At 68.4% G+C, this 25,297-nt stretch carries 15 protein-coding genes and 1 pseudogene; 8 read left to right on the plus strand and 8 right to left on the minus strand.

The genetic code is table 11. The features are described from left to right. Positions 1 to 172: 172 nt before the first annotated feature. The 4 genes and pseudogenes from ACFOLC_RS16190 to ACFOLC_RS00430 form a co-directional block, all read left to right on the plus strand. Positions 173 to 1,000: pseudogene (locus ACFOLC_RS16190) on the plus strand (YadA family autotransporter adhesin); the annotation flags it as partial. A gap of 157 nt (positions 1,001 to 1,157) precedes the next feature. After that, positions 1,158 to 2,939 (plus strand): S8 family peptidase, encoded by a 1,782-nt coding sequence (locus ACFOLC_RS00420; RefSeq protein ID WP_386756708.1) that lies wholly within the window; start codon positions 1,158 to 1,160, stop codon positions 2,937 to 2,939. Positions 2,940 to 3,067: 128 nt separating this feature from the next. Beyond that, a complete protein-coding gene (locus tag ACFOLC_RS00425) occupies positions 3,068 to 3,808 on the plus strand; it encodes a protease inhibitor I42 family protein (RefSeq protein ID WP_386756709.1) in 741 nt (246 codons plus the stop codon). A 104-nt stretch (positions 3,809 to 3,912) separates the two neighbouring features. After that, positions 3,913 to 6,276 (plus strand): winged helix-turn-helix domain-containing protein, encoded by a 2,364-nt coding sequence (locus ACFOLC_RS00430; protein ID WP_386756710.1) that lies wholly within the window; start codon positions 3,913 to 3,915, stop codon positions 6,274 to 6,276. A 39-nt stretch (positions 6,277 to 6,315) separates the two neighbouring features. Here ACFOLC_RS00430 and cueR read toward each other — a convergent pair whose 3' ends face one another. Both cueR and ACFOLC_RS00440 read right to left on the minus strand, forming a co-directional pair. Beyond that, the gene (gene cueR / locus ACFOLC_RS00435) at positions 6,316 to 6,813 is read right to left on the minus strand and encodes a Cu(I)-responsive transcriptional regulator (protein WP_386756711.1); all 498 of its coding nucleotides are present in this window, start codon (positions 6,811 to 6,813) and stop codon (positions 6,316 to 6,318) included. 13 nt (positions 6,814 to 6,826) lie between these two features. Next, positions 6,827 to 9,247: a heavy metal translocating P-type ATPase gene (locus ACFOLC_RS00440; RefSeq protein ID WP_386756712.1), complete on the minus strand. Its 2,421-nt coding sequence runs from the start codon at positions 9,245 to 9,247 to the stop codon at positions 6,827 to 6,829. A gap of 161 nt (positions 9,248 to 9,408) precedes the next feature. Here ACFOLC_RS00440 and ACFOLC_RS00445 point away from each other — a divergent pair, with 161 nt between their 5' ends. Beyond that, on the plus strand, positions 9,409 to 9,660 hold the full coding sequence (locus ACFOLC_RS00445) for a heavy-metal-associated domain-containing protein (protein WP_386756714.1): 252 nt from the start codon (positions 9,409 to 9,411) through the stop codon (positions 9,658 to 9,660). 58 nt (positions 9,661 to 9,718) lie between these two features. On the opposite strand, the gene ACFOLC_RS00450 is transcribed toward ACFOLC_RS00445, so the two are convergent. The 6 genes from ACFOLC_RS00450 to ACFOLC_RS00475 all read right to left on the minus strand — a co-directional run bounded on the left by ACFOLC_RS00450 (position 9,719) and on the right by ACFOLC_RS00475 (position 17,000). Then, a complete protein-coding gene (locus tag ACFOLC_RS00450) occupies positions 9,719 to 11,521 on the minus strand; it encodes an MFS transporter (protein ID WP_386756716.1) in 1,803 nt (600 codons plus the stop codon). 66 nt (positions 11,522 to 11,587) lie between these two features. After that, a complete protein-coding gene (locus tag ACFOLC_RS00455) occupies positions 11,588 to 12,718 on the minus strand; it encodes an N-acetylglucosamine-6-phosphate deacetylase (RefSeq protein ID WP_386756717.1) in 1,131 nt (376 codons plus the stop codon). After that, the gene (locus tag ACFOLC_RS00460) at positions 12,715 to 13,491 is read right to left on the minus strand and encodes a DeoR family transcriptional regulator (protein WP_386756718.1); all 777 of its coding nucleotides are present in this window, start codon (positions 13,489 to 13,491) and stop codon (positions 12,715 to 12,717) included. The genes ACFOLC_RS00455 and ACFOLC_RS00460 overlap by 4 nt, the downstream gene beginning before the upstream one ends. Before the next feature lie 34 nt (positions 13,492 to 13,525). Next, on the minus strand, positions 13,526 to 14,869 hold the full coding sequence (locus tag ACFOLC_RS00465) for a D-tagatose-bisphosphate aldolase, class II, non-catalytic subunit (protein WP_386756719.1): 1,344 nt from the start codon (positions 14,867 to 14,869) through the stop codon (positions 13,526 to 13,528). Between the two features lie 37 nt (positions 14,870 to 14,906). Then, positions 14,907 to 15,830, minus strand: coding sequence for an ROK family protein (locus ACFOLC_RS00470; protein WP_386756720.1), 924 nt, complete (start codon positions 15,828 to 15,830; stop codon positions 14,907 to 14,909). A gap of 12 nt (positions 15,831 to 15,842) precedes the next feature. Further along, positions 15,843 to 17,000, minus strand: a complete 1,158-nt coding sequence (locus ACFOLC_RS00475) for an SIS domain-containing protein (protein ID WP_386756721.1) — start codon at positions 16,998 to 17,000, stop codon at positions 15,843 to 15,845. 377 nt (positions 17,001 to 17,377) lie between these two features. Between ACFOLC_RS00475 and ACFOLC_RS00480 the strand changes: the two genes are divergently transcribed. The 3 genes from ACFOLC_RS00480 (at position 17,378) to ACFOLC_RS00490 (ending at position 25,294) form a co-directional block, all read left to right on the plus strand. Further along, on the plus strand, positions 17,378 to 20,725 hold the full coding sequence (locus ACFOLC_RS00480) for a TIM-barrel domain-containing protein (RefSeq protein ID WP_386756722.1): 3,348 nt from the start codon (positions 17,378 to 17,380) through the stop codon (positions 20,723 to 20,725). Between the two features lie 128 nt (positions 20,726 to 20,853). Next, a complete protein-coding gene (locus ACFOLC_RS00485; RefSeq protein ID WP_386756723.1) occupies positions 20,854 to 23,883 on the plus strand; it encodes a TonB-dependent receptor domain-containing protein in 3,030 nt (1,009 codons plus the stop codon). 55 nt (positions 23,884 to 23,938) lie between these two features. After that, positions 23,939 to 25,294: a Gfo/Idh/MocA family protein gene (locus ACFOLC_RS00490; protein ID WP_386756724.1), complete on the plus strand. Its 1,356-nt coding sequence runs from the start codon at positions 23,939 to 23,941 to the stop codon at positions 25,292 to 25,294. Positions 25,295 to 25,297 lie beyond the last annotated feature (3 nt).

Here is a 25,297-nt window from a genome sequence, read left to right on the forward strand (position 1 = left end):
CGCAGTCGCCTCGGCCTTCGGCGGTGGCGCCGAATTCCGCAACGGCGCGTTCAGCGTGCCGGCGTTCGCCTTCGGCGGTTCCAGCTACAGCTCGGTGGGCACCACCTTCGACGCGATCAATTCGGCCTTTGCGGGTCTCGATGACCGTCTCGCCACGCTGGAAGCCACGGTAGCCAGCAGTGTTGCGAAGGGCACCGGCAGCGGCCTGGCCATCGGCAACGGCAGCCACGCGCAGGACGCCAACGACACTGCGATCGGCAACGGCGCGGTGGTCGATGCCGACGGTAGCGTGGCAGTGGGCAACAACAGCGCGATCAGCGCGGCCGCGACCAATGCCGTCGCCGTCGGTGCCGATGCCAGCGTCACTGCGGCCAGCGGCACCGCGATCGGCCAGGGCACCTCGGTGACCGCCGACAACGCCGTTGCCCTGGGTCGTGGCTCGGTGGCCGACCAGGCCAACACCGTGTCGGTCGGCAGCGTCGGTGGCGAACGCCGTGTGGTGAACGTTGCCGCTGGCACTGCGCCGACCGACGCCGCCAACGTGCAGCAGGTGCAAGACGGTGACGTAACCACGCTGGCATCGGCCAACACCTACACCGATACCACTGCGACGCAGACGCTGACCCGTGCCAACACCTACACCGACACCACCGCAACGCAGACGCTGACCCGTGCCAATGACTACACCGATGCGCGTTTCAACGCGCTCAGCGACGACTTCAACGCCATCAGCGGCCAGATCGATCAACGGCTCAACCAGCAGGACCAGCGCATCGACCAGCAGGGTGCGATGAGTGCGGCGATGTTGAACATGGCCACCAGCGCCGCCGGCATCCGCACCCAGAACCGGGTCGGCGTCGGTGTCGGCTTCCAGAACGGTGCCAGCGCGGTCTCGATCGGCTACCAGCGGGCGATCTCCGACCGCGCCACGGTGACCATCGGTGGCGCCAGCAGCAGTGACGACACTTCGATCGGTGCCGGCGTCGGTTTCGGCTGGTAACCCGCAACGTCGTCCGTCCGCAGGGGGCCACTGGTCCACTGCGGCGGTTCGGCGGTCGAAAGAACCCGCAACAAGGCGTTGAAACGAAGGTGGCGGGGCTGACCCGAAACAGCCGCCCCGGCGCCTTCGTCCCTCTTGAATTCATCGAGAACCACTCATGAAAAAGAACACCCGCACTCTCCGCCGTACTGCACTCAGCATGCTCCTGGCCGGTGCCTGCCTGCCGGCACTCGCCGCCGGCGCCCGCATCGATTTCTCATCCATCGAAGACGCCGGGATCAGCCCGCGCTTCATCGTCAAGTACCGCACCGGCAGCACCGAGCGCGTGCAGCCGGCAGCCCGGCAACGCTCGCTGGATGCCGCGGTCAGCCGCACCCAGGCGGCGGGCGTGAAGCGTTCGACCGCACTGAAGGTCAACACGTTGCGCGCCACCGCGCGTGGTGGCATGCATGTGCTCAAGGCTTCGCAGCGCCTGTCGCGCACCGAAGCCGAGACGCTGATGCGCCAGATCGCCGCTGACCCCAATGTCGAATACGTCGCGGTCGACGCGATCGTGCGCGAGTACGCGCTGCCCAACGACCCGGCCCTGGCCACGCACCAGATGTGGCATTACGGCACCGGTGCCGGCGGTGCCCGCGTCACCACGGCGTGGGAGCAGGCCAAGGGCGCCGGCGTAGTGGTGGCGGTGGTCGACACCGGTGCGACGGCGCACGCCGACCTGGTCGGCAACCTGCTTCCGGGCTACGACTTCATCACCGATCCGTTTGTCTCGCGCCGCGAGACTGCCGAGCGCGTGCCGGGCGGTTGGGACATCGGCAGCTGGAATGCCGCTGGTGAATGCGGTACGGGCTCGGCCAAGCGCGACAGCAGCTGGCACGGAACCCACGTCGCCGGCACGATCGCCGAAGTGACCAACAACGGCGTCGATGGCGCCGGCGTGGCTCCGGACGCGAAGGTCGTGCCGGTGCGCGTGCTCGGCCGTTGCGGTGGCCTGACCTCGGACGTGGCCGACGCCATCGTCTGGGCCGCCGGTGGCACGGTGACGGGCGTACCGGTCAACGCAAACCCGGCCGAGGTCATCAACCTCAGCCTCGGCAGCGGCCAGACCTGCCCGCAGGTCATGCAGGACGCGATCAACACGGCCGTCTCGTTGGGCGCCACGGTGGTGGTCGCGGCCGGCAATTCCAACGCCGATGCGGCCACGCATTCACCGGCCAGCTGCGCCAATGTGGTCAACGTCGCTTCGACCGGCTACACCGGCGTCCGCGCCAGTTACTCCAACTACGGCGCCTCGATCGACCTGTCCGCACCCGGCGGTGGTGCCGACGTGAGCGGGGCCAACGGATACATCTGGTCCACCCACAACACCGGCACCACGGTGCCCGTGGCGGATCGTCTCGTCGGCATGGTCGGCACCTCGATGGCCGCGCCGCACGTGGCCGGCGTGGTCGCGCTGATGCAGAGCGCAGCCCCGCAACCGCTGACGCCGGCCACGATCGAGGGCCTGCTGGTGGCCTCGGCGCGACCGTTTCCGGTGGCGCCGTCGCCGTCCAAGCCGATCGGCGCCGGCATCCTCGATGCGAACGCAGCGGTCGAACGCGCCAAGACCTTCGGCCAGCCGATCGTGTCGCGGCCGTTGACCAGCGGCGTGGTCGAAGCGATGCCGCCGCTGGCGGCCGGGCAGGACGAGATCTACGCGATCGACGTGCCGGCGGGCGCCACCCGGCTCGAGTTCCTGAGCTACGGTGGCCGTGGCGTGCTGCGCGTCTACGCCAACTACGAAGCCGAACCGATGCCGACGATGAACATCGGCGCGTCCGTGCGTCCTGGCACGAACCAGACCATCGTGCTGTCGTCGCCGGCAGCGGGGCGCTACTACATCAAGGTAGTCGCCAGCAGCGACAGCGCGGGCGTGATGCTGCGCGTCAAGGTGCTCTGAGAGCGAATCGCGGCACGGAAGCAATAGGGGCGGTGCGAATGCCCGGCCGGGGGAGGCCCCGGCCGGTGCTTCGATCAAGGAGAAGTGTCATTGCGATTTGCAGGCATTACTGGGCGGGACTTGCGCTGGTGGTTCTGTTGACTTCGTGCGATAGCGACGGCCGCGGGTCTTCTGCGGGGCGCGCGAATACAGGCGAGCGCCCGTATGCGCGATACATAGGCACGCTGCCGTGCGTCGACTGCCGCGCGATACGCTGGGACCTGCTGCTGCATCAAGGACTGCGGGGCGCCCCCGCACGTTTCTCGCTGCGGAAAACCCGCCTGCGCGCGGTCGACGCGGTCGAGGATGCGGCCATCGAGCTGCATGGTTCATGGTCGACCCGAGCCGCTCCTGCGCTGAGCGGTGGGCTGGACATGCTCCGGCTGGAACCCGACACGTCGAAGGATTCCGTCGTGCTGTTGCGGATCGGTGAGAGCCAACTGCGTCCCTTGGGTGCTCCGACGGCGGCACTCGCGGGGGGCGGGGTGCTGCAACGCGTCGAGTCACGCCGCGATCCGGATGCCATCGATGCCACCATCGGTGATGTGCTTGCACCGATACAGCTTCGTTCGGGGCAGGTGCTTCGTGTTCATCTCCCCGTGAGTCCGGCGACGGGCTACAGGTGGGACCTGGACGGGGCCGTTCCGCCCGCGTTGCGGATCGAGTCTGACCCAGGCACGGAATCAGCCGAGCGGGTGATGCCGGTGCACACCTGGGACTTCCGCGCGCAGCAGGCGGGGGCGATGCGGCTTCGGTTTGCCTATCGACGATCCTGGGAGGCCTCGGCGTCGCCGCTGTGGTCGGTCGCTTTCGATGTCCAGGTGCGCTGAAACCCCGTGCTGATGCCCCCGGACCGGACCCCGATCGCTTAGGATCGGTAGTCTGGCAGCCCGATGCCGGACGGGGGATCGGGGCAAACGAAGTAATCCGGCGCATGCCCCAGACGCGGTTTCGCTTTGGCGAATACACCCTTGATCCTGCGTCCCGCGAGCTTTGGCGCGGTGACGCACGCATTGCGCTGCCGCCCAAATCATTCGAGTGCCTGGCTTACCTGATCGCACACCGCGATCGCGCGGTCGGCCGCGACGAATTGATATCGGCCGTCTGGGGGCGGGTCGACACCAGCGACACCGTGGTCGCGCAGACGCTGCTGCGCGCACGCAAGGCGCTGGACGATACCGGCGACAAGCAGGCGATGGTCCGCACCGTGCCGCGCTTCGGCTACCGCTGGGTCGCACCGGTCGCAGAGGAGGTGGCCGACACACCGAAGGCCGGAAGGTTGCCGGCCTCCGAATTGCCGCTGCCGCCGAGCGATACCATCGCATTGCCGCAGGATGACGCGGCGCCATCGGCGCAGTCGCAGGCACCGCTACCATCGCCTCCACCGCGTCGCGCCTGGGTCTGGATCGCGCTGGCGGTGCTGCTGACGGTCGTGGCGGCAGGTGCGGGCTGGCATGCCTGGCAGAGCCCGCGTGAATCGACGCCGACGCAGCAGGACATCGTGCTGGTGTTGCCGGTCGCGGTTACGCCGGTCGATGCCGAATCGGCCTGGGTGCGACTGGGGGCGATGGATTACATCGCCAGCCGGCTGCGCCGCAGCGGACTGAAAGTCCTGCCCAGCGACCAGACCCTGCACCTGAGTGCGCAGCTCGGATCCGATGGTGCCCCCGGAGAGGCGGCACTGCGGCAACTGCAGGCGACCAGCGGTGCGCGTTGGGTGCTGGCACCCGAGGCCAGCCGCGATGCGCGCGGCTGGCGGCTGCGCGTGTTGCTGCAGGAAGGCAAGCAACCACACCTGATCGAAGCGCGCGGGGCCACGCCGCTGGCGGCGGCAGCCGCTGCCAGCGATTCCTGGCTGCGCCGGCTGGGACGCAAGAGTGGAGATCCCGAGGCAGCACCGAGTCCTTTGACTGAACGAGTCCAGCAGATCGATGCCGAACTCAAGACCGGTCAATTGGCGGTGGCGCGTCGCCTGATCGAATCCGCGCCGTCAGATCAACGCGTCGACCCCCGATTGCAGGTGCGTGCGGGGCAGCTGGAGTACCGTTCCGGTCGCATCGATGAAGCTGCGCGCATTTTCCAGGCAGTGTTGGAAGAAACCACGCAGCCCGGCGCAGAAGTCCGCGCCAGAGCCCTGATGGGCCTGGGCGCCGTCGAGATCCGTCGCCGCAACTTCGCCGAGGCCGAAAAACGCTACACCGGAGCCTTGGCCGTGATCGAGGCTAATCCAGCCGCACTGGACGATCCTTCATTGCCCGGCAATGCCTACAACGGTCGCGGCGTGGCCCAGGTCGAACAGCAGAAGATGGAAGCAGCCGTGCGCGACATGGGCCACGCACGCATCGCCATGCAGCGCGCGGGCGACCTGGTCGAAGCGGCGATGGTCGACAGCAACCTGGGGATCATCGAAACCCGGCGCGGCCACTACCCGCAGGCGCTGCAGGAGTTCGATCGCGCCATTGCGGTGTACGAGCGCTTCGACGTGCGCGACTACCTGGCGGCCACCCTGAGCTCCAAGGCCGCCACCCAGCTCAAGCTGGCGCAACCGGCGGCTGCGTTGGCGACGATCGAGCGCGCCCAGGCGCAGGCTGAGGCGGCCGAGGATGCCGACCTGGGGCTCGCCGTCGGCGTGGTCCAGGTGCAGGCGTTGCTGGCCAACGGCCGCCTTCGCGCAGCCGCGCAAGGTCTTGATCGGCTCAAGGCACTGGGCCTGGACGACAGCCATCCCGCACTGCGGGAGCTGACGTTGCGGCTGCGCCTGACGCAAGGCGCGACCGCACAGGCCGGGGCCCTGGCCCGGCAATATCCGGAGACCGACACCAACGTGCGCGGCTCCTGGGCGTTGGCGGCCGTGCAGGCGGCGTTGCGCAACAATGACGAGGCCAGCGCGCGTCATTGGCTGTCGCGAGCCCCGCAATCCGGAAGCCCCGGTGCCGATGATGCCGTCAGCCCCTGGGATGTAGCCCGTGCCCTGGTGGCCAACAGCGCCGGCGACAGCGCCGCCGCGATGCAGTCGGTGCAGCGGGCCGCGAACCGGGCCGAGCAGGATGGCAATCCCGACGAGCGCGTACGCGCTGGCGTAGTGCAGGCGATGTTGCTGTTGGAGCAAGGTCAGTCCGAAGCCGCGGCTTCGGTGCTGGGCGACCTGGATACCTTTGCCGGCAGCGACTACCGAGTGGCCTGGGCGATGCTGGCCCTGTACCGCGCCCTCGGCGACCCGACGATGACAGCAGAGGCCGAGTCGCGCGCGCAGGCACTGCGCGGCGAGCGTGATCCATCGCTCAAACCGGTGCTGTAGCCATCGCGACCGCAGCCCCCGAGTCGGGGCGTGCGGTACTCACGGCTTCGTCGTTTTCGCTTTCAGCGGTTTTGTCGCGGCGGCGACGGGGCGATCGTGCGCCGTCGCCAGGTCGTCCAGGATCGGGCAATCCGGACGGTTGTCGCCGTGGCAACGGTGTGCCAGATCCTGCAGCGTGCGCTGCATGGCCTGCATCTCGCTGATCTTCTCGGCGAGTTCGTCGGCATGGGACTGTGCCAGCTTCTTCACTTCGGCGCTGGCACGCGAGCGGTCGTCCCACAGGCCGAGCAGGGCTTCGATCTGCTTGATCGAGAACCCCAGGTTGCGCGAGCGCCGGATGAAGCGCAGGCGGTGCACGTCGGTATCGCTGTAGATGCGGTAGCCGGCAAAGGTGCGGCCGGCCTGCGGGATCAGGCTGATGCTCTCGTAGTGGCGGATCATCTTGGCGCTGACGCCACTCAGGTCGGCCGCTTCGCCGATGTTGTGCAGGCCTTGCAGGCGCGCATCAGCCAGTTCCGGGCGTGGGGTGCGGGGCATGGACGATGACTCCTCAGTGACCGGTATCTGCGCGCCAGCGGCGCAGCAACAGGGTATTGGACACCACGCTGACCGACGAGAGCGCCATCGCCGCACCGGCGACCACCGGATCGAGCAGGCCGAAGGCAGCCAGTGGAATGCCCACCAGGTTGTAGATGAATGCCCAGAACAGGTTCTGGTGGATCTTGCGCGTGGTCCGGCGCGAGATGTCGATGGCGGCGGCGATCAATCCCGGTTCCGGCCGCATCAGGGTGATGCCGGCGGCGTGCATGGCGACATCGGTGCCGCTGCCCATGGCGATGCCGACGTCGGCGGCAGCCAGGGCAGGGGCGTCGTTGATGCCGTCGCCGACCATCGCCACGCGGCCGTGCGTGCGCAGTTCGGCGATGGCGGCGGCCTTGTCGCCTGGGAGTACGTTGGCGCGTACCTCGTCGATGTCGATGGCCTGGGCGACCGCCGCGGCTGCTCCGGCGTTGTCGCCGGAAATCATCACAGTGCGCAGGCCGAGCTCGTGCAGGCGGGCGATCGCACGGCCGGCACCGGCACGCGCCTGGTCACGGAAGGCCAGCAGGCCGAGCAGCCGCGCACCGTCCGGACCGGCTTCGCCCAGCCACGACACGGTGTGTCCCGAGTCGGCCAATGCCTCGGCGCGGGCGGCCAGCGCGCCCAGGTCGATGCCCGCTTCGAGCATCATCCGGTTGCTGCCGAGCAGCAGCGGGCGGCCGGCGATCATGCCGCGCAAGCCGCGTCCAGGCACGGCCTCGATGTCGGCCGCCGCGATGCCGTGCGCAGTGTCGCCCGCAGCCTCGATCACCGCCTTGGCCAGCGGGTGCTCGCTGCCGTTTTGCAACGCAGCGGCCAGCGCCAACAGCGCCGGTGCATCACCGTCGACCGCCACTGTTTCGGTCAACACCGGGCGCCCTTCGGTGAGCGTGCCGGTCTTGTCGAAGGCGATGACTGCGACCTTGTGCGCGGTTTCCAGTGCCTCCGCATCCTTGATCAGGATGCCGGCGCGTGCCGCCACGCCGGTGCCGGCCATGACTGCCGTCGGCGTGGCCAGGCCCAGCGCGCACGGGCAGGCGATCACCAGCACGGCGACCGCGTTGAGGATGGCCTGACTCCAGTCACCGGTGCCCAGGCCCCAGCCGAGCAGCGTCAGCAGGGCGATACCCACGACCACCGGCACGAAGATCGCGCTGACCCGGTCGACCACGCGCTGGATCGGCGCCTTCTTGGCCTGCGCGTCCTCGACCAGGCGGATGATCCGCGCCAACGCGGTTTCCGCACCGATCGCGACGGTCTCGACCTCGATGCGTCCTTCGCCGTTGACGGCGCCGCCGGTCACGCGATCGCCTTCGCCCTTGGCCACCGGCAACGACTCACCGGTGATCAGCGATTCGTCGGCGTGGGTGCGACCGGCGGTGATGCGGCCATCGACCGGATAGCGTTCGCCCGGCAGCACGACGACGACTTCGCCGACTCGTACTTCGGCGACGGGCACCTCGACCTCGGCGCCGTCGCGGCGTACCCGCGCCGTGGTCGGGCGCAGCGCTTGCAGGGCGCGGATCGCGGCGGTGGTCTGCCGCTTGGCGCGCGCCTCCAGCCACTTGCCGAGCAGGATCAAGGTGATGACGACCGCTGAGGCCTCGAAATACAGCGGCGCCGTGCCGTGGCCGTGCGAATCAGCGAACAGGTGGTAGAGGCTCAAGCCGTAGCCGGCGCTGGTGCCGAGCGCAACCAGCAGGTCCATGTTGCCGGTGCCGGCCTTCAACGCGCTCCAGCCGGCCTTGTAGAAGCGCGCGCCCAGCCAGAACTGCACCGGTGTCGCCAGTGCCAACTGCCACCAGCCCGGCAGCATCCAGTGCCGGCCGAACAGCATGCCGACCATGGGCAGCACCAGCGGCAACGACAACGCGGCGGCGATCAGCAGATGACGCGATTCGCGCGACACGGCGGGTTTGGCGGCATCGTCGCTGGCACGCGCTTGTGTGGCGACCTGCGCGGTATAGCCGGCCTCGCGCACGGCGGCGATCACGTCGGCATCGGACACCGCGTCGGTGATGCGTACCTGGGCGCGCTCGGTCGCGAGGTTGACGCTGGCCTCGAGCACGCCGGCCAGCTTGCGCAGCGCCTTTTCGATACGGGCCACGCAGGAGGCGCAGGTCATTCCACCGATCGCGAAGTCGACGGTACGTGCGGGCACCTCGTAGCCGCTCTTGACCACGGCGGCGGTGAGTGCGTGCAGCGCGACGGAGCCATCGGTGACGACTTCGGCGGTTTCGGTGGCCAGGTTGACGTTGGCCTGCTGCACGCCGGGCACGGCAAGCAGGCCGCGCTCGACGCGACCGACGCAGGAGGCGCAGGTCATGCCGGCGATGCCGAAACGCAGGTGTGCGGCCTGGTCGGCAGCGGCTTGTAAAAGCGGGGTGTTCATTGGCTCAGCTCCATGCCTTGGCGATGTGCTGGCGAAGATGGGGCTTCCCATGATGGGAAGGTCAACCATCGCACTTCCCGATCCGGCTCGCTTGACCTTGCCACGGTGGTAATCCGCAACCTTCCGTTGCCGGCACTGGGCCGGCCAAACGGAGAACCCACATGCAATTCACGGTACAGGGCATGACCTGCGATCACTGCATCCGCGCGATCACGGCGGCTGTCCTGCGACGCGACCTGGGTGCGCGGGTCAATGTCGACCTGGCTGCCGGCGAGGTACGTGTCGAAGGCCGGCTGTCGCAGGCCGAAGCGGTCGCGGCGATCGAGGAGGAGGGCTATGCCGTCGTCAATGCCCCGATGCCCGCGGCGCCGGCGATCGCCTCCGCCAGTTGCTGCGGCTCCTGTCACAGCTGAGGCGTGCTTGGTCTCCAAGGGCGACGTTGCCACCCAGGCAACGTCGCCGGGCACGTGCTCAGCGGAAATGCGCCTCGATCTGCTCCAGCGACTTGCCGCGGGTCTCGGGCAGGAAGAACGCCGCGACCAGGAAATAGACCACGGTGCAGCCGGCCCAGAAGAAGAACATGCTGGCGTAGCCGTAGTGGCCGACGGTGGGCAGGAAGATCGCGGCGATCACCGTGGAGACGAACTGGTTGATCAGCAGGGCGATGCTCATGCCGTTGGAACGGATGCGTGTGGGCATCAGTTCCGACAAGGCCAGCCATACGCACACGCCGGGGCCGACCGCGAAGAACGCGACGAACACCAGGATGCACACGGCCACCGCCCAGCCGTGCGCCGGCGACGGCACCGGGCCGAGGCTGGCGCGCTCGATCCGCAGCGGCGCCTGCGCGGCGGTGGCCGGGTCGGGGAAGGGGTTGAGGTGCAGGCGGCGGAAGAACGCGCCGATCACGCTGTCGGCCTGCACCGCGTCCTCGCGCCGGATCGACAGCTCGGCCGCGCCGGGTGCATCGCTGCGCAGCGAGCGCACGTTGCTGAAGCCGCCGTAGGCGTAGGACACGGTCAGCTGCTGCGGCTGGGTCGTGTCGGCGACGCCCAGGCGCTGCCACTGCGCCGCATCGAGCCGCAGCGCCAGCGCATCGCCGGTCACCTGCTGCTGCAGCGACTGCTGCACGTCGACACGGCCGCGTTCGGCCTGCAGGAACAGCAGACCCGCCGCCACTAGCGCCACGGTGATGCCACCGCTGCCGAGCATCAGCAGGAACTTGCGGCCCTTGCGGTCGACCAGCACCAGCGCCACCACCGTCATCACCGCGTTGAGCAGCTTGATCGCCACGTCCGCGCCGTTGGCGACCGCGCCGGGCAGGCCGGCCTGGTTGAGGATGTTGACCGCGTAGGCCAGCACCGAATTGATGCCGGTGGCCTGGGTGCAGGCCAGGATCACGCAGGCGAGCAGGAACGGCCACACGTGGCGGCGACTGAGCAGGCGGTCGCGCTCGTGCGCCGTGCCGGCATGGACGTCGGTCGCCTGCATCTGCTGCAGGGTGGCCTCGACCTGCGCCGCCGCCACGGTGCGTTGCAGGGTCGTGCGCGCCTGGGCAATGCGGCCGCGCCGCACCAGCCAGCGCGGCGATTCGCTCAGCGCCAGCACGCCGCCGGTGAACACCAGGCCCGGCAGCAGGCAGCTCCAGAAGATCGTGCGCCAGGCGTGGTCCTTGACGTCGAACAGCAGGCGTCCCTGTTCCTCGCCCGACAGGTGCTGCACCGCCGCGCTGGCGGCGTCGACCGCGTGCGCGTGGTACAGGCCGATCAACGCCGCCAGCAACAGCCCGACGGTGAGCAGCAGCTGGAACATCGCCGCACCGCGACCACGCCGCTCCGGGCTCAGCACTTCGGCCAGGTACAGCGGCACCACCACGCCGATCAGGCCGCCGCTGACGCCCTGCAGCAGCCGGCCTAGTAATAGCGGCAGGTAGCCGGCGGCCAGCGCCATGATCGGAATGCTCGCGGTGAACAGCACGCCGGCGAGCAGCATCGCGCCGCGGCGGCCGATCAGGTCCGCCACCACGCCGGCGAACAGCGACGACAGCACGCTGCCGAGCAGCACCGCCGCGACCACGAAGCCGAGCTGCTGGCTGGTCAGGTGCCAGCTGGCGGTGGCGGTGGCCTCCAGGTACGGCAGCGCGCCGGCGATGATGCCGATGTCGATGCCGTAGAGCAGGCCACCCATGCCGGCGATGAACAGCAGGTAGCGCACCCGCCACAACGGCGCTGCGGTGTGGATTTGCACGGGCGTTGCGGCGGAAACGTCGTTCATCGTGCGGTCCTGTCTGTGCTGGCCCTGTTGGGACGGGAAGCGCCGCGCGGCGCGGGAGTGCGGCGCTCAGCTGATTGCGATTTCGTCGCCTTCGACGAAGATCTGCTGCACCTGCAGTTGTGGGTCCAGCACCACGAGGTCGGCCCAGGCATCGGCCTGCAAGCGGCCGCGGTCGTGCAAGCCGAGGTAGTCGGCCGGGTAGCGCGACAGCCGGTTCGAGGCGTCGGCCAGCTCCAGGCCGATCGACACCAGATTGCGCAGCGCCTGGTCCATGGTCAGCGCGCTGCCGGCCAGCGAGGAACCGTCGGCCAGGCGCACGCAGCCCAGGCATTTGTGCACGCGCTGCGAACCCAGCGCGTATTCACCGTCGGGCATGCCGGTGGCGGCGGTGGCGTCGGTGACGCAGTACAGGCGCGGAATTGCACGCAGCGCCGCGCGGATCACGCCCGGATGCACATGCTGCAAGTCGGGGATGAGCTCGGCGTATTCGGCGTGCGCCAGGGCCGCCGTGGCGATGCCCGGGCGGTAGTGGTCGACGCCGGTCATGCCGTTGAACAGATGGGTGAAGCCGGCGGCACCGGCTTCGAGCGCGGCCACGCCGTCGTCGTAACTGCCGACGCTGTGGCCCAGCTGCACGCGAATACCGAGCGCGCTAAGCTGAGGAATCAGTTCGCGGTGGTGGCCGATCTCCGGTGCGATCGTCAGCACGCGGATCGGCGCAATCGCGTGCAAGCGCCTTACTTGCTCCAGCGTCGCCTCGACCACCAGCGGTGGCTGCGCACCGAGGCGCTCGCGGCTGATGTACGGGCCTTCCAGATGCACGCCGAGCACGCGTGCAGTGTCCTGCGTGCGGGTGGCGATCGCGTCGGCCAGGCCGTGCAGCGCGCGAACGATGTCGTCCTCGTGCGCGGTCATGGTGGTGCCGAGCAGGGCGGTGGTGCCGTGTCGCGCGTGGGTGCGTGCCACCGTCTGGATGGCATCGCCGCCCTGCATGATGTCGACGCCGGCGCCGCCGTGGACGTGCAGGTCGATGAAGCCGGGAAGGATCAGCAGCTCATGGTTCAGTAGATCATCGCCGCCGTCTGCGTCGTCCTGCGTGGCGCGAATGCGCCGCACACGCTGGTCAAACTCGATGTCGCCCCGCACCCAACCCGTTGCGGTGAGGATGCGGCCGTGCACGGTGCGCGTCGTGGTCAAGGCGGTGGCTCGGCGATGATCACCTCGATGCCCAGCCGCTGCAGTCCCTCGCGGTACTCGCTGTCGATGCTGGCGTCGGTGATGATGGTGTGGACCTGATCGAGGCGGGCGATGCGGTGCAGGCTGACCCGTCCGAACTTGGACGCATCGGTCAGCACCACGATCCGGCGCGCGCGTTCGACCATGCGGTGGTTGAGGCTGGCTTCGGCCTCGTGGTGCGTGGTCAGCCCGAACTGCAGGTCCAGTCCGTCCACGCCCAGGAACAGGGTGTCGAAGCTGTAAGTGTTGAGGCTGCTCTCGGCCTGGATGCCGTGCAGCGACAGCGACTGCTTGCGCAGCAGTCCGCCGGTCAGCAGCAGCTCCACGCCGGGCGCGTTGGCCAGCTCCCAGGCGATGTTGAGGCCGTTGGTCATCACCGTGACGTCGCGATGCCCGCGCAGGTGGCGCGCCAGCGTCATCGTGGTCGAGCCCGAATCGATGATGATGTTGTCGCCGGGCTTCACCAGCCGCGCCGCGTGCGCGCCGATCGATTCCTTCAGCGGCAGGTTGAGCGCGTCCTTCTCGTGGATGTCCTGCTCCGGCGGCGGGGTGCGCACCAGGCTGGCGCCGCCGTGGTTGCGCGTGGCCAATCCCTGCGACTCGATATGGCTCAGATCGGCGCGGATCGTCACCGAAGACACGCCAAAGCGCTCCACCAGGTCCGAGACCTGCACGCTGCCGTGCTGGACCAGCAGTTGCAGGATCTGTTGCCGGCGTTGGCGGGTGTTTCGCATGGCGGGCGTTCTCGATCGGGGTGAAAGCGGAAGCTTACCGGTCCGAAAACACGGCGGCTTTGGAGGTTTCGTTCTCGCTGTGCCGGCCGACCCGGTTGCGCGCGCAGGCGCGGGCGTATTCGGCCAGCCGGCCGAACACCTTGTGCTGGATCAGCGCGTGCGAGTCGGGTGCCAGCCGGCCGGCCACGACCTCGTCGTGCTGCTCGGGCATGTACTGGCTCAACAGGAGCAGCAGGTTCGGCGACGACGCATGCGGTTGCAGGTTGTCGATCAGCCGATCCACCGCCGCCCGCACTTCGGGCTCGCCCCAGTAGTAGCGGCAGCGGTCGCTGAGCGCATAGCGGCGCAGCAATTGCAATTGGTGCTCGTCGCCGCTGTAGTGACTGCGCCAGTGCGCCGGCTTTTCGACCATGCAGCGGTCCAACACCTCGAGCAGGTCCGAACACTGCGCTGCCGGCAGCAATTCGCGTTCGATCGCGGCCAGTGCGAACAGCGCCTCGCGCAGCGCGAAGGTCGCGGCCGGGCCGACCTTGAGGATGGCGAAGTGGTCGCGCACCAGCGCGTGCAGCGCGCCTTCCGTCTGGTAGTCGGTGGAGTGCGCCTCGAACACGATGCACGGCCGGGTCTCGACGAAGGCCGACAACGCAGTCGCTGCCTGCGGGTCGTAGTGCTGCACGGCGCTGTGGTCGAAATCCACGCCCGGCTGCACCACCATCGCGACCACGCGCTCCCAGGCTGCGGCCAGGTCCGGCGCCGAAAACGCCTGGCGATGGATCTCCAGCGTCTTGGCGGCGGCCGCCGGTGTGGTTACCGCCAGGCCGCCGGCCAGCGAGGCTTCGCCGCCCGGCACCGGCACCTCGGTGCCGATCACGTACACCGGCGGCGGCAGCCCGGCCTCGGCGGCAGTGCGCTCGGCGATCCGCGCCAGTTCGGCCGAGCGTGCGGCCACGGTCTCGTCGAGCAGTGGCGTGGGGTCGTCGGCGCAGGACATGCTGCAGTCGAGGTGGATCTTGTGGAAGCCGGCGGCGACGTAGGCTTTGATCAGCTCGCGTGCATTGGCCATGGCTTCGGCGGCGGGGTGCTTCTGCCAGGCGTTCGGGCCGAGGTGGTCGCCGCCGAGGATCAGGCGCTGCGCCGGGAAATCCTGGGTGCGCGCCAACTGCAGCACGTACTCGCGGAACTGCACCGGGTTCATGCCGGTGTAGCCGCCGAACTGGTCGACCTGGTTCGAGGTGGCCTCGATCAGCAGCACCGTGTCGTAGTGCCGCGCCACCTGCATCGCCGCCAGCAGCACCTGCTCGTGGCTGCAGCAGACGCTGTACAGGCCGACATTCTCGCCACGGCGGTGGGCGGCGATGAGGGATTGGACAGCGGACATGGATGCGGTCTCCGGTGACGGGGGATCAGACGGGGGGTCAGGACGCCGCGCTGCGCTGGCGCGCCAGCAACGCTGCGCCGCGTGCGCCGCCGGCATCGCCGAACTTTGGCGGCACGATCGGCGGTACGCGCATGCCCTTGAACAGGTGCGCGGCCACTGCGGAGGGCAGGTCCCGGTAGAGCTGTTCGAGCTTGGACAAACCGCCGCCGAGCACGATGACGTGCGGGTCCAGCGCCATGATCAGGCTGGCAAAACTGTGGCCGAGCAGGTCGCGGTGGATGTCCAGCGCCTGCGCGGCGATGGCATCGCCCTGGTGGGAGAGCGTGACGACCGCGCTGGCGTCGATGGGCGCGCCGCCGCGGCGGTGATGGATCATCGCCAGGCCACTGCCGGAGACGTAACGCTCCAGGCATCCGCGCAGCCCGCAGGGGCAGTCGAGCAGCGGCAGCGCATGCTGGGCCAGCAGCGTGGCCGGCACGGTCCAGTGGCCCCATTCGCCAGCGATGCCGTTGTAACCGGCGACCAGGCGGCCTTCGAGGCAGTAGCCGCCACCGGCACCGGTGCCGAGGATGGCGCCGAACATGCTGGGATAGCCCTCGGCAGCACCGCCGTGGGCTTCCGACAGGGCAAAACAATGCAGGTCGTTGCCCAGCTGCAGCGGACGCTGCAAACGCGCCTGCAGGTCCGCGCCGACCGTGCGGCCGGTCAGTGCCGGCACGTTGGAGCTGAGCTGGCGCCCGCTGGCGCGGTCGAGCACGCCCGGCAGGGCCACGCCCACCGTCGTGCAGACGCCGCCGAGTTCGGCATCGGTGTCTTCCACCAGCCCGGCCACGGCCTCGATGAAGGCCACGTAGCCGTCCTGCGGGGTGGCGACGCGGCGCCGATAGCCGACCTCCAGGTCGTCACCACAGGCGACCAGTTCGATCTTGGTGCCGCCAATGTCGATGCCGTAGGTCTGCATGGCGCTGCGCTCTCAGCCGTGGCGATGGATGGTCACGCCCTGGACGACGCGGTTGACCGTGCCGTCCGGGAAGGGATTGTCGGGCGTCAGGCCCAGCGCCGCCGAACGGTGCAGCGCGTAGCGCTGGGCCACGGTCAACCACAGCGGCGCGAGCCAAGGGTCGGGCAGGGCGGGCACGGCCAGGGTGAAATCGGTCGGCTCGCTGTCGCCGGCCTGCGGACCGACCGACAGCACGCGCCCGGCGACGCCGTCGCGGCGCAGCTCGTCGAGCAGGTCCTGCTCGTAGCGGCGCGCGAGCGGTTCGGCGCTGCGCAGCATCACCACCAGGGTGTAGGCATCGAGCGTGGACTTGGGACCATGACGGAAGCCCAGCGGCGTGTTGGCCAGTGCCAGCACACGGCCGGCGCTGAGTTCGAGCAGCTTCAGTGCGGACTCGCGTGCAAGCGCTTCCAGCGGGCCGCTGCCCAGGTAGATCACTCGTGCATAGGCAGTGCGCGCGAGCGTCGCCACGGCATCGTCCCATTGCGTCAGCGCCCGCTGGCCATGCGTCACGAGCGTGCGCAGGCGGTCCAGTCGTTGTGGCCACGGCGCCGCGTCGAAAGCGATCAGTGCCGCCAGCAGCATGCAGGTCAGGCTGCTGGTCATGGCAAACGCGCGGTCGCAGCTGGCGGCGGGCATCAGCAGGGTCAACGTATCGGCACGGCCCTGGCCGCGACGCGCCAGTTCGCCTTCGGGGTTGCAGGTGATGTCGAGGAAGCGCGCCTGCGCCACGTTCTCGCGCACCAGTTCGACCGCGGCCACGCTTTCCGGGCTGGAGCCGCTGCGGCCGAACGACACCAGCAGGGTCGGGCGCTCGCGCTGCAGGTACAGCGCCGGGTGGGTCAGCAGGCTGGTGGTGTGGATCGCCCGCACCTCGGCCGGCCACTGCGCATTGATCTGGTCGGCCACCATCTCGGCGATGAAACCGGAGCTGCCGGCGCCGGTGAAGATCACCCGGTGCCCGGGCTGACGCAGCCAGTCGCCGAGAAAGCGCTCGATGCGCTCGCGCGCCAGCTCGAGTGAATCCGCCAGCTCGTCCCAGAGCGCAGGTTGCTGGGCGATCTCTTCGGCGGTGTGCTGCCCGCCGAGGCGCTGCCAGGCGGGCAAGTCAGGGAGCAGGGAAGCGTCCATTCGTGATTCCAGTTGGGCGTGCGCACGATCCGTGTTTTCTTTCGAAATGTCAATTATTGAAAGATAACGGAAAGTTTTGGCTGTTCATGTCGCCAAGGCAGGGTCAAGGAGAATAAGCGCACGTCCCACACCAATACGCTCGACAAATCCAATCTCTGCTGCTGGCCATAAAGATGCAACAGCGCGTTTGGAAAGTTGTGCTTTGCACAATGTTTCGTTTTATGGAAAATATCCTTCTTTTGTCTTTCAATTTGTTGACATATTTCGACAGGCTGCCCTAGAGTCGGTTGCAACGGTTTCGGATTCCCGTTTTGGCGGGGCTTGGGGGCAAGGTGGCAACTCGCGGACGACGTAGCGCAGGCCTGCTGATCACGCTGTTGGCTTCGCTACTGGCTGGGCCGGCACCGGCCTGGGCCGAGTCCCTGAGCAACCTGCGAGAGATCGCTCCGGTCGCGGCGGGTGAGGGCACCACCAGCTGGAACCTGACCACCGACGACGGCACCCGCGTGCGTATCGACCTGCTGCGCCCGGACGTTTTGCGCGTGCAGGCCGGCCGCCACGGCAAGTTGCTGCCGGCCGGTGACAAGGCCGCCCCCATCGTAGTGCCCGCCGTACTGCCGCAACTGGCGGCCACGGTGCCTCATACCTATGAGGAAGACGCCAGCGAAGTGCGCATCCGCACCGGTGCGCTGGTGCTGCATGTCCAGCGCCAGCCGCTGCGTTTTGCCCTCGACCGGCTCGACGCTGGCAAGGTGATCCCGCTGTGGCAGGAGCTGCAGCCGTTGGACCTGGCCAAAGAGCAGAGCGTGCAGACGCTGTCGAGCGAGGCCGGTGAACACTTCTACGGTGGCGGCCAGCAGAACGGGCGCTTCGAGTTCAAGGGCCGCGAGCTGGAAGTGTCGTACTCCGGCGGCTGGGAGGAGGGCGATCGGCCCAATCCGGCGCCGATGCTGCTCAGCTCGCGCGGCTGGGGCATGTTGCGCAACACCTGGAGCGACGGTGTGTACGACCTGCGCCAGAGCGACCAGGCCACGCTGCTGCACCGCGAGGACCGCTTCGACGCGTATTACTTCGTCGGCGCCGGCCTGCACCAGTTGCTCGACCGCTACACCGCGCTGACCGGACGCGCCGGCCTGCTGCCGCGCTGGGCGCTGTCCTACGGCGACGCCGACTGCTACAACGACGGCGACAACAAGAAGAAGCCCGGCACCGTGCCCGAAGGTTGGAGCGACGGCCCCACCGGCACCACCCCGGACGTGGTCGACTCCGTCGCCAAGCAGTACCGCGAGCACGACATGCCCGGTGGCTGGATCCTGCCCAACGACGGCTATGGCTGCGGCTACACCGACCTGCCCAAGACCGTGCAGGGGTTGGCGAAGTACGGCTTCCAGACCGGGCTGTGGACCGAGAACGGGGTCGACCAGATCGCCTGGGAAGTCGGCACCGCCGGCAGCCGCGTGCAGAAGCTGGACGTGGCCTGGACCGGCAAGGGCTACCAGTTCGCGATGGACGCCAACCAGTCGGCGTTCAACGGCATCCTCAACAACTCCGACTCGCGCCCGTTCCTGTGGACGGTGATGGGCTGGGCCGGCATCCAGCGCTACGCGGTGGCCTGGACCGGCGACCAGAGTGGCAGCTGGGACTACATCCGCTGGCACATCCCGACCCTGATCGGCTCGGGCCTGTCCGGCTACGCCTACGCCACCGGCGACGTCGACGGCATCTTCGGCGGCAGCGCCGAGACCTTCACCCGCGACCTGCAGTGGAAGAGCTTCACGCCGGTGCTGATGGGCATGTCGGGTTGGTCGGCCAATTCGCGCAAGCACCCGTGGGCATTCGACGAACCCTACCGCAGCATCAACCGCGATTACCTGAAGCTGAAAATGCGCCTGACCCCGTACATGTACGGGCTGGCGCGCGAGGCGGAAAACACTGGCGCACCGATCGTGCGCGGCCTGATGTGGGATTACCCGCAGGACCCGCAGGCCTATACCGAGGCGCACAAGTACCAGTTCCTGCTCGGCCGCGAGTTGCTGGTCGCGCCGGTCTACCGCAGCCAGGCCGCCAGCCGCGGCTGGCGCCGCGACATCCACCTGCCGCCCGGCCGCTGGATCGACTATTGGGATGGCCGCCAGGTGACGGCCGATGCGCAGGGCCGTCAGCTCGACCGCGCGGTGGAGCTGGCGACGCTGCCGGTGTTCGTGCGTGCCGGCGCGATCGTGCCGATGTACCCGACCATGCTCTACGACGGCGAGAAGCCGCTCGACGAACTCACCCTGGATTTGTACCCGCAGGGCGAGTCGCACTACACCCTGTACGAGGATGACGGCGGCACGCGCCGCTACGCGCAGGGCGAGTTCAGCGAACAAGCGATCACGATGCAGGCGCCGGACATGCCGTCAAAGGCGGGGGGCAGTGGCGAGGTGCGCGTGCGCATCGACCCGGTCAAGGGCAGTTACGCCGGCCAGCTGCCGCAGCGCCGTTACGGCCTGCGCGTGCTCAGCCGCCAGGCGCCGAAGGCGGTGGAACTCGATGGCCGTGCGCTGCCGAAGCTGGCCGATCGCGCCGCTTTTCAGGCGGCCGCCGAAGGCTGGTACTTCGATCCGGCCGAGCGTCGTGGCACGCTGCACGTGCGTACCGCCAAGCTCGACATCCGCCGTGCGCTCGAGGTCCGCCTCGACCTCCCGGTCGCCAAGACATTGCCCGACGACGCCTTCCCGGCCGCGCCGGCACTCGGCCGCGCCTTGCCGTCCGACAGCCTGCTGGTGGTCAACCGCCCGGCGGAGGAGCCCGGCCACCCGCTTGAGAACGCCTTCGACGACGACCCCGCCACCTGGTTCCGCAGCGTGCGCAACCAGGCCGTGCGCACCGGCGCGCACGAATGGACGATCGGCTTCGGCGAACGCCGCCTGATCGACGGCATCGAGCTGGCGCCGCGCAACGACCAGCACTGGAAGCATGGCCAGATCCGCGATTACGAGCTCTACCTGGCCGACAGCAACGGCGAGTGGGGCGAGCCGATCAAACGCGGGCACCTGACGCTGCAGCAGGGCCTACAGCGCATCGAGTTCCCGGCCCGCGCCGGCCGCCTGCTGCGCTTGCGCGTGCTGAGCACGCAGAACCCCGACGGCGCCACCGCCGATGGCAGTGACCCGATGGTGTCGGCGGCGCAGAACGGCGATGCGCGCGCGTTCGACGCGTTGCAGCCGCGCGATGTTGGGCCGATCACGCTGTCAACGTTCCGCGTGCTCGAACATCAACCGGCCGAGCGCCCGGCGCAGCAGCGCTATGTCTCCGAACTGACGCTGCCGCCGACACTGGCGAACGCCGTGGCGCGCGACCGCGCCCACGGTGGCGCGAGCGAGATGCGCATGAACGGTCTGCACTTCCGCCGCGGCCTCGGCGTCGGCGCGTCCAGTCGCATCGATCTGCAACTGCAGGGCGACTGGCGCCTGCTGCGCGCCGATCTCGGCATCGACGATACCTGCCGCGACGCCGGCGGCCTGCAGTTCCAGGTCTGGGGCGACGACCGCCTGCTCTACGACAGCGGCCTGGTGCGTGCGCCGGGCGTGGTCAAACCCGAACTCGACATCCGCGGCCTGCAGCGCCTGAGCCTGCGCACGCTCGGTGCACAGGGCAAGCAGCCGGCACAGGTCTGCGGCAACTGGGCCAATGCGGTCCTGATCGGACAGGAGGGCGACGCCGCCACCATCGCCTCGCCCTAGCCAGCCTCACCCCATCCCCCTCGACATCCGACTGCGGCCCACGGCCGCGGCCCGGGACCGCTGTTGCCTCACGCAAGCCCAACCACTGCGCAGCGCACCGCGCTGCAGACCGAAACGAGGAGAGAGAGATGTTGCCAGCAAGCCGCCGTCATCGCTGCATACCCGCCACCGCCTTGTCCATCGCCCTCAGTGCAGCCTTGGCCGCGACGGGCCCAGTCTCGGCACAGACGTCCGCGGTGGACCCGGTCCCCGCACAGCCCACCGATGCCTCCGCTCCACAGCCGGAGGCCGGGCGCGGTAACGGCGACATGCCCACCGATCTGGAGCGGATCGAAGTCACCGGTTCAAGCATCAAGCGCATCGATGGCGAGACCGCCTCGCCGGTGCAGATCATCAGCAAGCAGGACATCGAGAACATGGGCGCCCGGACCTTGCTCCAGGTGCTCGACAACCTGCCTGCGAACCGGCCCGCGCAGGTGGATTCCAAGTCGTTGTTCACCGGCTCCGACGGCGCTTCGCAGGCCAACCTGCGCGGCTTGGGCGCGCAGGGCACGCTGGTGCTGTTGAACGGCCGCCGCCTGTCGTACTACGGCGCGCCGGCGGGCTTCCAGACCCAGTTCGTCAACGTCGACTCCATCCCCGCCGCGGCGATCGAACGCATGGAGGTGCTGACCGACGGCGCCTCGGCCGTGTACGGCACCGACGCGGTGGCCGGCGTGATCAACGTGATCACCCGGCGTGAGTACCAGGGGCTCGAGGTCACTGCGACCACCGACATGTCGTCGCGCTTCGACAGCTACGGCGAGCACCAGGCCAGCATCACCGGCGGCTTCGGCGACCTCGACGAGGACCGCTACAACGTCTACGGCACCGTCAATATGTACAAGCGCGAGGGGATCCCGCTGAGCGAGTGGTACGACAAGAAGCCGGCCCAGTACTACGTCAACAACCCGAACTACATCAGGAACCTGCGCCTCGACACCGGCAGTGCGCCGGGCGTGTTCAACCCCGGCAGCTATTTCGCCTTCGATCCAGTAACCAAGGCGCGCAAGCAGGAGCCGGCGCCGGGCTGCCAGAACGTGACGATCGAAGCCGCCGGTGCGCGCTGCATCTGGCAGACCTGGCTGAACAACGAGATCGACGGCGGCGCCGAGTCGGAGCGCATCACCGCCTACGTCAACGGCCATTTCCTGATCGGCGACACCACCGAGGCCTTCGCCGAGGCGACCTACACCGACATCGACCTGCGCGCCAACGGCGGCACGCCGCGCTCCTACGGCACCACCACCGGCAACCCGAGCAGTTGGTTCTCGCGCAACACCGGCACCAACGTCAACCAGTTCTTCTACCCGTACCTGGGCCCGAACAACGTCTACAACAAGGCAAGCCCCGAGCTGAAGGCGCTGATGGGCGGCGTGGTCGGCCTGCAGTACCTGCTGCAGGACGCGGGCGACAACTACTTCGGGCAGCGCAACACCGACGAAAGCTATCGCGCCCTGGCCGGACTGCGTGGCAGCTTCGGCGACTGGAGCTGGGAAACCGCGTTCGCCACCGCCGGCACGCATTCGACCACCTACCAGACCGTCAACGTCAACCTGGAAGGCTTCGAGAGGGCATTCGGCCCGTTCACCACCGACCCGGGTACGGGCCGCGTGATCATCTCCGACAACCCGGCGTACCAGTTCGGCGTGATCAGCGAAGCCAACGCGGCGCTGCTGCGCGAGGCCTACCCGACCTTCGACATCCAGTCCTGGACCCGGCTGCACACCTTGGATGGCACGGTCGAAGGACCGGTCTACACCTTGCCGGCCGGCGACGTGCGCGCGGCCTTCGGCTTCAACGTGAGCCGCGAGACCTTCTACACCCCGGGCAACGAGGACGCGGCCAACGGCCTGATCACCCAGCAGGGTGGTTCGTGGTTCGACGGCGCGCGCAACACCTACGCGCTGTTCGCCGAGGCCGTCGCCCCGATCACCGAGAAGCTGGAGCTGGAAGCGGCGCTGCGCCTGGACAAGTACCCGGACTTCGATGCCAACATTGCCCCGAAGATCGGCCTCAAGTACCAGGCGCTGTCGCAGCTGCTACTGCGCGGTACCTATTCGCAAGGATTCCGCGCGCCCAGCCTGGCCGAGTCCGGCAGCGGCGGCGTGTTCGCCCAGATCGGCGGTTACCGCGACGAAACCCGCTGCGACGAAACCAATGCGATGGCCGACCTGCTGCTGCAGTCCAGCCGCCCGGGCGACGTGGATCTGGGCAGGACGGTGCTCAACTCCGATTGCGCCCGCACCGTGGCACGCATGACCGAGCCCAACCCGGACCTGGAGCCGGAGAAGGCCAAGATCGCCACGTTGGGCATCGTGTACGAACCGACCAACTGGCTGTCGGTGTCGGCCGACTATTGGTTCATCTATCGGCGCAACGAGATCGTCGCGCCGGACTACAGCAAGCCGGAAGACATCATCTCGATGACGCGCTTTCCGATCACCGATACTGACCGCGCCAACGAGGCCGTGGTGGCGGCGATGTGCGCCGACCCGGCCAGCGGCGTGGCCTGTCCGAACCCGTTGCCGACCTACACCGTGGGCAACGTGGCCAGCGTCGTCGGCCAGTACAAGAACCGGGGGCGTACCCTGGTGGATGGCTTCGATATCGATGCCCGCAGCCGTTTCGACCTGGGCGAATGGGGCAGCCTGAACATCGGCCTGGCCGCGACCATCGCGCGTCGCAACATGTACAACTCCGACGATGGCAGCGGCTGGTACTACGGCAACACGGTTGGTTACTACAACAACCCGCGCCTGCGCGCCACCTTCAACACGGACTGGAACTACCAGAACTGGACCACCAGCTTCTACGTCAACTACGTCGGCAAGACCAAGTGGGCCTGGGAGCAGGTCGATGCGCTCGACAACAATGCGGAAACCTGTACCGGAAGTCTTGTGAATGTGTCCCCAAGCCAGTGCGACGGCGCGCCGTCGTGGTGGACGGCCAACCTGGGCGTGAGCTGGAGGCCGACGGAGAAGCTGACCGTGGGCGTCACGGCGAAGAACGTGTTCAATCGCCTTCCGTTCTACGATCCGAACGACTGGATGAGCTTCTCCGGCTACGCGAACAATTTCGGACGTATCTACAGTTTTACCGTCGGCTACAAGTTCTGATGGTTCCATCGCGCCGGTACTTGCCGGCGCGATCTCAAGAGGAGGTGCTTTTTCCATGCAACGTAGGGAATTCATTCTGGCCAGCGCCGCCGTGGCGGCCACCACGCTGCTGCCGCAGACCCCGGCCTGGGCGCGCGAGCGCAAGGTGCGGCTGGGCATGATCGGCACCGGCATGCGCGGCCAGGTGCTGCTGAAGGAGCTGCTGCGCCGCGACGACGTCGAGGTCGTCGCGCTGTGCGATATCGAGCCGATCATGCTCAAGCGCGGCATGGACATGGCGGCCAAGGCCGGCAAGTCCGCGCCCAAGGCCTACGGCCAGGATGGCGACGTGCATGCCTACCGCCGCCTGCTGTCGCAGCGCGGCCTGGACGGCGTGATCATCGCCACGCCGTGGGAATGGCACGCACCGATGGCGATCGAGGCGATGCAGGCCAAGGTCGCGGTGGGCTGCGAAGTGGTGGCCGGCATCACCCTGCAGGACCATTGGGACGTGCTGAACACCCAGCTGCGCACCGGCACGCCGTACATGCTGCTGGAAAATGTCTGCTACCGGCGCGACGTGATGGCGGCGCTGCAGATGGTGCGTGCCGGCCTGTTCGGCGAGCTGGTGCACTTGCAGGGCGGCTACCAGCACGACCTGCGCGCGGTGAAGTTCAACTCCGGCGACTCGGCGCAGCCCTACGGCAGCGGCGTCGAGTTCGGCGCCAAGGGCTGGTCGGAAGCGCGCTGGCGCACCGAGCATTCGGTCGAGCGCAACGGTGAGCTGTACCCCAGCCACGGCATCGGCCCGTGCGCGATGTACACCGGTATCAACCGCGGCAACCGCTTCACCCACATCAACAGCTTCGCCAGCAAGGCGCGCGGCCTGCACGAATACACCGTGGCCAAGAGCGGCGGCACCAGCCATCCCAGCACGCAGGTGAAGTTCAGGCTGGGCGACATTGTCACCACCACGTTGGCCTGCGAGAACGGTGAGACCATCCTGCTGCAGCACGACACCTCGTTGCCGCGGCCGTACTCGCTGGGCTTCCGCGTGCAGGGCACCCACGGCCTGTGGATGGACCTCAACCAGTCCATTCACATCGAAGGCCGCAGCCCGCCGCACAAGTGGGAGCCGTTCCAGGGTTACCAGGATGAGTTCGATCATCCGCTGTGGAAGAAGTACGAGAAGGACGCCGCCGGCGCCGGCCACGGCGGCATGGACTACTTCGTCATCCATGCCTTCGTCGAGGCCGTGAAAGCCGAGGCGCCGATGCCGATCGACATCTTCGATGCGGTGACCTGGAGCGCGCTCACCCCGCTGTCCGAGCAATCCATCGCCGAAGGCTTCAAGACGCTGGAGTTCCCGGATTTCACCAAGGGCCTGTGGCAGTCGCGCAAACCGATCTTCGCGTTCGACGCGAAATACTGAGTT

Origin of the sequence: Lysobacter cavernae, assembly GCF_042648505.1 — a bacterium.
In the GTDB taxonomy this organism is placed as follows: Bacteria; Pseudomonadota; Gammaproteobacteria; order Xanthomonadales; family Xanthomonadaceae; genus Lysobacter_L; species Lysobacter_L cavernae.

Excerpts from the sequence above, each read along its gene's own strand:
- ACFOLC_RS00485 (WP_386756723.1), top strand. The coding sequence starts at position 20,854 with ATGTTGCCAGCAAGCCGCCGTCATCGCTGCATACCCGCCACCGCCTTG.
- ACFOLC_RS00445 (WP_386756714.1), top strand. The coding sequence starts at position 9,409 with ATGCAATTCACGGTACAGGGCATGACCTGCGATCACTGCATCCGCGCG.
- ACFOLC_RS00490 (WP_386756724.1), top strand. The coding sequence starts at position 23,939 with ATGCAACGTAGGGAATTCATTCTGGCCAGCGCCGCCGTGGCGGCCACC.
- ACFOLC_RS00420 (WP_386756708.1), top strand. The coding sequence starts at position 1,158 with ATGAAAAAGAACACCCGCACTCTCCGCCGTACTGCACTCAGCATGCTC.
- ACFOLC_RS00430 (WP_386756710.1), top strand. The coding sequence starts at position 3,913 with ATGCCCCAGACGCGGTTTCGCTTTGGCGAATACACCCTTGATCCTGCG.
- ACFOLC_RS00475 (WP_386756721.1), bottom strand. The coding sequence starts at position 17,000 with ATGGACGCTTCCCTGCTCCCTGACTTGCCCGCCTGGCAGCGCCTCGGC.
- ACFOLC_RS00440 (WP_386756712.1), bottom strand. The coding sequence starts at position 9,247 with ATGAACACCCCGCTTTTACAAGCCGCTGCCGACCAGGCCGCACACCTG.
- ACFOLC_RS00465 (WP_386756719.1), bottom strand. The coding sequence starts at position 14,869 with ATGTCCGCTGTCCAATCCCTCATCGCCGCCCACCGCCGTGGCGAGAAT.
- ACFOLC_RS00450 (WP_386756716.1), bottom strand. The coding sequence starts at position 11,521 with ATGAACGACGTTTCCGCCGCAACGCCCGTGCAAATCCACACCGCAGCG.
- ACFOLC_RS00470 (WP_386756720.1), bottom strand. The coding sequence starts at position 15,830 with ATGCAGACCTACGGCATCGACATTGGCGGCACCAAGATCGAACTGGTC.
- ACFOLC_RS00460 (WP_386756718.1), bottom strand. The coding sequence starts at position 13,491 with ATGCGAAACACCCGCCAACGCCGGCAACAGATCCTGCAACTGCTGGTC.
- cueR (WP_386756711.1), bottom strand. The coding sequence starts at position 6,813 with ATGCCCCGCACCCCACGCCCGGAACTGGCTGATGCGCGCCTGCAAGGC.